This window comes from Streptomyces sp. NRRL F-2664, from assembly GCF_000719345.1.
Classification (GTDB): Bacteria; Actinomycetota; Actinomycetes; order Streptomycetales; family Streptomycetaceae; genus Streptomyces.
In genome coordinates, this window is sequence record NZ_JOFX01000131.1 from 1 (window position 1) to 6359 (window position 6359).

At 62.6% G+C, this 6359-nt stretch carries 3 protein-coding genes and 2 pseudogenes; 2 read left to right on the forward strand and 3 right to left on the reverse strand.

The window, feature by feature from the left end:
• The first annotated feature begins 797 nt into the window (after nt 1–797).
• Nucleotides 798–1445: a response regulator gene (locus IF89_RS43590; protein ID WP_199820620.1), complete on the forward strand. Its 648-nt coding sequence runs from the start codon at nt 798–800 to the stop codon at nt 1443–1445.
• Nucleotides 1446–2187: 742 nt separating this feature from the next.
• On the opposite strand, the gene IF89_RS0134560 is transcribed toward IF89_RS43590, so the two are convergent.
• Nucleotides 2188–2652 (reverse strand): DUF6221 family protein, encoded by a 465-nt coding sequence (locus IF89_RS0134560; protein ID WP_234328012.1) that lies wholly within the window; start codon nt 2650–2652, stop codon nt 2188–2190.
• A gap of 93 nt (nt 2653–2745) precedes the next feature.
• Between IF89_RS0134560 and IF89_RS43595 the strand changes: the two are divergent.
• Nucleotides 2746–2994 (forward strand): annotated as a pseudogene (locus IF89_RS43595) (helix-turn-helix domain-containing protein); the annotation flags it as partial.
• Nucleotides 2995–3162: 168 nt separating this feature from the next.
• On the opposite strand, the pseudogene IF89_RS43600 reads toward IF89_RS43595, so the two are convergent.
• Nucleotides 3163–3717: pseudogene (locus IF89_RS43600) on the reverse strand (Mu transposase domain-containing protein); the annotation flags it as partial.
• Nucleotides 3718–5519: 1802 nt separating this feature from the next.
• Nucleotides 5520–6359 (reverse strand): RHS repeat-associated core domain-containing protein (locus IF89_RS43605; protein ID WP_199820621.1); only part of this gene is annotated, 840 nt, incomplete at its 5' end.

Sequence of the window (6359 nt, forward strand, 5' to 3'; positions counted from 1 at the left end):
AGTGACAGGCCGAACGAAGCCTCCCCACGCCCCGCCGTCGCCAGGAGCGGCACCTCCAGGGAGTAGCGGCCGGTCCGCACATCCACCGCACCCCCCGCCCCCTCACCCGGCGCAAACACACCCGCCACGGTGCCGGAAGCACCCGGCACCGCTGCGGCAGCGGCGGCCGAGCGGGAGCCGGGAGCAGCGAACGCCTCACCCGCACCCTCCCCCGCAACAGTGCCGGCAGCAGCAAGGGCCAGCAGGCCGGCCACACCATTCCGGCGGACACGGCACACAGAGGGAGAAGACAGAGAGGAACGAGCGGAAGGCATGGATCAACCCCGGAGAGACAGTCACACTTCGGTCATATGCGCTGTCTAGGAGAACAAACCTCCGGACCGCTGTCTCTCCCCCGAACAGCCCCTGCGCCGACAGGAGCCAGCCGGTGTGGACCGGTGACGACGGCAGCATCGCCGGCCACGACCCGTGGGCCGGCCGCCCTGAGGCTGATGACGGAGCCACCACGGCAACCTGGCCGCCGATCGCAGCCGCCTCCGGCGGGCACCGTATGAAACCACATACACGAAGTTCTGATTATTTGGTGAAATATCCTAACGGCATCCAACTAAACGCGGATGCCAACTGGAACCCTCTAGTCGTGTGACTGGAGGGGGATTTCCGGTTAACCGATCGGTTGACTCGACGATCCGTAATCCGGTCCACCTGGAGGAGTCCATTCAACGCCGAGAGGGGGCACCTTTGAAGGGCGAGGGGGCAGGATCCCCGCTGCCCCCACTTGACTCAGGAGTCTCGACGTGATTGCGGACACCCGCAGAGTGAAAGTTCTCGTTGCAGATAATCATCCGATGTTCCGAATGGGTGTCTCCCAAGCCCTCAGTGCCTATCCAGAAGTGGAAATCGTCGGCGAGGCCGCTGACGGGGTATCCGCGCTCGACAAGATACGATCCTTTCGCCCCGACATCGCCATCGTGGATTGCACGATGCGGTCAGGATGTGGCGCTCATGTGGCCACAGTGGTGGCCCGCGAAGGGCTTAACACTAAGATCCTTATACTATCGCTCTCCCAGAGCGGCAAGAGCGCATATCAGGCGATTCTAAACGGGGCTTCGGGTTTTCTCACTAAGAACATCCAACCCGGCGAGCTCAGAAAGGCCGTGATTGCTTGCGCCCGGGGGGAGGCCGTTCTGCCGCCCGACGTGACCGCCGGCCTCGTAGGTGAGATGAGAAGGAACCACATTGCGCAGGAAATGCAGCTCACGCCTCGCGAGCATGAGGTGCTCAGTAAAATTGCAGCTGGGATGTCGATTCCGGAAATAGCGAAGCATCTGTATCTGGCACCCACAACGGTCAAGTCTCACGTTCAGCGAGTTTACGAAAAGTTGGGAGTGTCGAGCAGGGGGGCAGTGGTCGCCGAGGCCATGCGTCGCGGTCTACTCGATTAAGGAACAGTTCCCTGAGGTGGAGAAGGAGTGCCGTTTCCGCCATAGCGGATCGCAGCGGCAGTCGCGCCCAGTGTAGTAATCTCCGCGCAACCAGGGTCCGGTCTTCACGGCTGTGGCAAGCGGTAGACGCTGCAGGATGCAGTGAGGGGGGGGGGCCGCGCTTGGCGCGCGCGACGGCACACTAGCAGGACGGCCTCGCGACCGCAGACGCAAACCTACCTCACGCTTTTTGAATATGCAGCCAGAACGCTTGCACCGCAAACTACTGCTGAAACAATCAGGATTGTGCCGCTTTGGAGATCATGCCAATCCCCCTTTCGTGCAATCAGCAGCACGAAGGAGGCCACTGCGAGAAAGGCCGCTGTTGCGACATCGGCCGCTGGTCGCGTTAAAGCTGTATAAACAGTGAGGCCTGCCAGTATAATTCCTGCATAATGGACAGGCGGCGTGAACACCACTACGGCGAAGCCGGCAATGACGGAAAGCGGCGCCTGCAAAGTACGGGGTCCCACATTCTCGCATTTCTTCTTGTGCTACAGCCATCGTGACGGTTTACGTCTGCTCTCGTGAAATTACAGTAGCCCCTGCTCCCGCTCCTCCCACATTCGGCTCGTCAAACTGATGGTGTTGCCTCCTCTTGATGCAGTCCTCTAGTAGGAGTCAGGTGATTCGCCCGACGGATCCAAACCGCAGGGCAACAACCCACAGCGGCAAGCTTTGCGATTTCCTTACAGAAAAGCAATCACACACCATCCTCGAGCCCCTGGGCCGGGCATTCGTCGGCCCTAAGGGTTGTCCCATAAACGATCTCCGCCTCAGGGGCATCCGGGGTAGTCATGGTGCAGTCAGGGTGACAGGCGTAAGGTGACGTGAGGTCGAGCAGGTCATCGCACGGCCAGCTATCGCCGTCGTCCTGGCAGTCATCGCGGCTGTCCCACGGTAGTTCAGGGTCGCCCGTGGCAGGGCTGAGCACATGTCGGGCGGGCACGCGTCGCCTGGCCTCGACCTCCCGCAGGACGCGAGTCGGGTCGTGCAGCGCGGCGTGCAGGGCGATCGTGGAATGGAAGCCGGAGAGTTCTCCCTGGCAGAAGTCGACCGTGTGCCCGTCAGCGGTCCACTCCCCGCAGCCGTCACCCTCGCACCGTCGGGCCAGATCGGCTTCCTCGTCCAGGCGTGCGTGGAGGAGCGTCACAAGGTCTCGGCTCATGGGGTCATCCTGAACGATGGGCCAGGCCCGGTCGCCTGATGTCCAGGCTGTGGGCAGGACCCGGCAGCAGCTCGATAGTGGAATGATCTTGCTGTGGCTGGTGTGGTCACGGCGTCCGGGCCTGCCTTGACAGCCCCGTTCACGGGACTGCGCCCTCGCGCCTTCGGGGAGCTGGTGACGGTTCTGCGGCGCGAGGGTGCGGAGGCTGTCCGCAGGGGCTGGCCGTGGAGCCTTCCGATGAAGGACCGGGCCCTGCTCGTTGCGGCGTACTGGCGAACGAACCTGACCATGAGACAGCTCGCCCCGCTGTTCGGGGTATCGAGGTCGGCGGCGGACCGGATGACTTGTTCTCGTGCCAGTCCCCGAAGGTCTTGCCGGTGGGAAAGCCGGCCCGCTTGCGGCGGGTGTGGAGGTTGGCCCGGTCGCGGCCGGCGGCTTCCTCGGCCAGCAGGACGCGGACGACCTCGGCCGGGTCCCAGCGTTGGGCCTTCGCGGTGGGGATGATGTCGGTCAGCGATCGACGGATGTGGGGCAGTTTGAGGGCCTCGTGAGTTCGATGGCCTCGGCCAGGGGGTCGCCGTTGGTGCCGGGCTGCAGCGAGTGGTTCTCGCTGCGGCGGACCGGCTCGGTGAGCCCATGGACGGACTGGTAGTCGAGGATCGACATGAGGTCCTTGTCCGCGAAGCGGGCGGTGACCGCGGCGGTGCCCAGTGCCCGGTCGACCTCCGCTATCGAATAGAGCTTCGAGAGTGCGACAGCCTCGGCGGATAGTGGCCGTCGTCCAGGACCGGGCTGCCGGGCTCGCCGTGCTGGTGGCGGGCGACCTCACGCGCCGATCCGTCCTCGTCGATCGCGGTGACGATCAGCTCGTCGCCGTGGAAGCGGGCCCAGACCCGGGTATCGATCAGCTCGTGCGGGACCGAGTAGCGGACCGCTTCGACCGAGACCGTCGATTCCCAGGTGACCCGGCGGGTGGGTCGCGGTGAACGGCTCGCGCGGCAGCGGGTGCAACCGTTGCCGTTCCTCCGCGAGCTTCTCGGCCGGTTTGCTCCGGGTCGCCCGGTGCTCACCGGCCGGGCCGGTGACCGCCTGAGTGTTCGCGGCGTGCTTGCGGTGCTTGCCTGCGTAGTCGTCCTGGCCGCTGCCCGCGCGGTCGCACCCCCGGCGGGCATGCCGTCGCCGGGGACGCCTGTCGCAGTGCGCGGGCGGGTGGGGGGCGCGCTTTGCGCAAACGCGGGATCGCTCACACCATCCCCGAACGCCGTGACCAGCGGGGCCACCGATCCCGCCGCAGCCGCGACGGCGGCAGGCCACCCGTCTTCGACAGACAGCTCTGCAGAAAACGCAACGTCGTCGAACTCCGTGCAAACTTACGGCCCGCAAGAGGGTCAGTTGGCCCGATCCTTCCCGCATACCTCACATACAGTCACCGGCCACCGGCCAGGACGCCTCATTGAGGTTCACCGCGACAAGCCGAAATCGGTAACCTTAAGGACCGCCGTTTGGTGGATGCGGCGAAATCCGACGCGGCGCAGGCTATATGTAGCCATCGAGAGAAAGTCGGCTTTGACTCCTTTTGAGCGATCGACCGAATAGCGCATCGCGCATCCGGATTGCGCTCGATAAGGTTTCGATTTTCCCTCCTCCAGTTACGTCAAGCTGTACCTTCGTGATGCCAGTTAGGGGCAGATGTGAACTTCAAAGTGACGATTTCCTCATTGCTGGTGATACCGTTAACGAGTACAATCCTATTGGGCGCCGCCGGCGTATCGACCGCTACCGGAGAGGCCGCTGTAGCTTCTACGCGCGCATCGGCATTAGACGTTCATTCGGCAGGAATAGTATTCGATAATTTGGAATGGGTTCGCGCAAGGGTTGATGGACATCTGATCTGGCTGCTGCGTATTGAGCGAGACCCGGAGGTGCCTCCTGGAGGTACGTATTTTCTCTGGAATCCCCAGACGTCTTCGATTGGGGGAGATTTCACTCTCAGTGACGGAACCCATGTCGACACCTTGTCGGACTGGAAAGACGCTACCTTTACCCCCGACCCTAACTACGCTAAAGGCGTTGAGGTCCGCTATGGGGACTTGCTATCTCCTGAAAGTGCACAAGTGGTAGCAAGTATTTGGAGGTGCCCGAGCAGTCTAGTGTGTTGATCCGGGTACTGTCGCATCCTTTTCGCAGCTGCGTCCACCTGGCATACCCATAACAGGGCGCCTTGAGGTCGGTTTCCCCAACACTCCAGGTTCCCGGAGTGCCCGATGGACTTCCAAATACTCAAGGAAAATCCGCAGGGCAGGAGGAGCTGCCCCGGGGGCTGCATACTTCCGGTTTGTGGAGCAGGGCTGCAGCTGCCGGACCGGCGGGATCGATCCCCGGGACTGCAGCGAGCGGCGTAACGGTGGCCCATGCGGCCAGGCCGCAGACCGCCGCCTCCGACAAGGAGGCACCGGTGGTCTGCGGCCCGTCACGATATCTGCTAAGAATGATCTCATCCATATCGCTGACCGGCCCCGCGGAAAGGTCCACCAGACGCCACGCCTCGAAAAACCGTCCGCTCACGACCTGCAATCACATCACCGGCAATGCCCGCCGCGGCCTGAGCAACCAGCCGCTTACCGCTTCTTCACGCCCTCAGGCGATCACACCACCGACACGTGACAGCACCCGATCCTTCGGTGACTCGCCGAGATGTTGGCGGGACACACCGGACACGGCAGGATGAGCCTAGGCCGCGGGCCCAGGATCGCTCCGCAGCCGTCCTCACCGGTGCGGCCCTTCTCGTGCCACGGCTCAACCCGAGCCGATCGCATTGCTCCCCAACTCGTTGCCGTTCCGAGCCGCCCACCCAACAGGCTTTTGATTCATCCCATGAGGAGCGTGTAAGGCGAGGAATCTTGCAGGCCTACCAGTTTGCGAGTTATCCAGCTGTCGCGGATTGTTTGGAGTGTGGATATCCACTGATGCTCAGGAGACCCCGCCGCGGACATGGGATCCGCCGGGTTGCTTTTCTTGAAGGCGTCGAAGTTCCTTACCAGAACGATCACGCTCCTCCTGAAATTCACAAGCGAATCATCCGCGTATCCATTGCCGAGCTGCTGCAGATATTGCTGGGGGCCTTCGGCGATGCGGTACAAATTCATATGCTCCCTGGAGTTGTAGATAAAGGCTTCAAAGCGGGTGCTTCCCCAGCCGTTCCAGGCCTGCTCGGAAATTTCCAAGAATCGGCGGTGGAGGGCTTTGCGATCTTCTTCCTTCCGTATTTGCGCCTCTTTCATCCGCATCTCCTCCTCTTCTTTCCTCCGAGTTTCCCCGGAGGTCGGATATCTGGCCTCTAGGTCGTCGGTGAGGTTACGGTCTGCTGCAACAGGACTCTTATGCGGCGAGGCATTGGCTTCGGGATTTACGGCTTCCAGTGCGTTCTGCTGCGCCGACTGCTCTGACGCATCCGTTCTGTCGCCCGGAACAGAGATGCTGCGCCCTGACACCGGACTGCGCTCGGGATCTTCAAATGCCTGTGGGCTGCGGCGCGGTTTTAGCTGGAGGTAGCCTGTGGGATCGGTGTATTCGACTGGGTTGGCTGCGAAGGCTTGGTATTTGTTGAGGGGTGTGGGGTGGGGGTCGCGGGTGGTGAAGCGGCCGGTTTCGGTGTGGTAGAGGCGGGCGGGGGTGTAGTCGGTGCCGTTCTCGGTGTTGGCGTACTC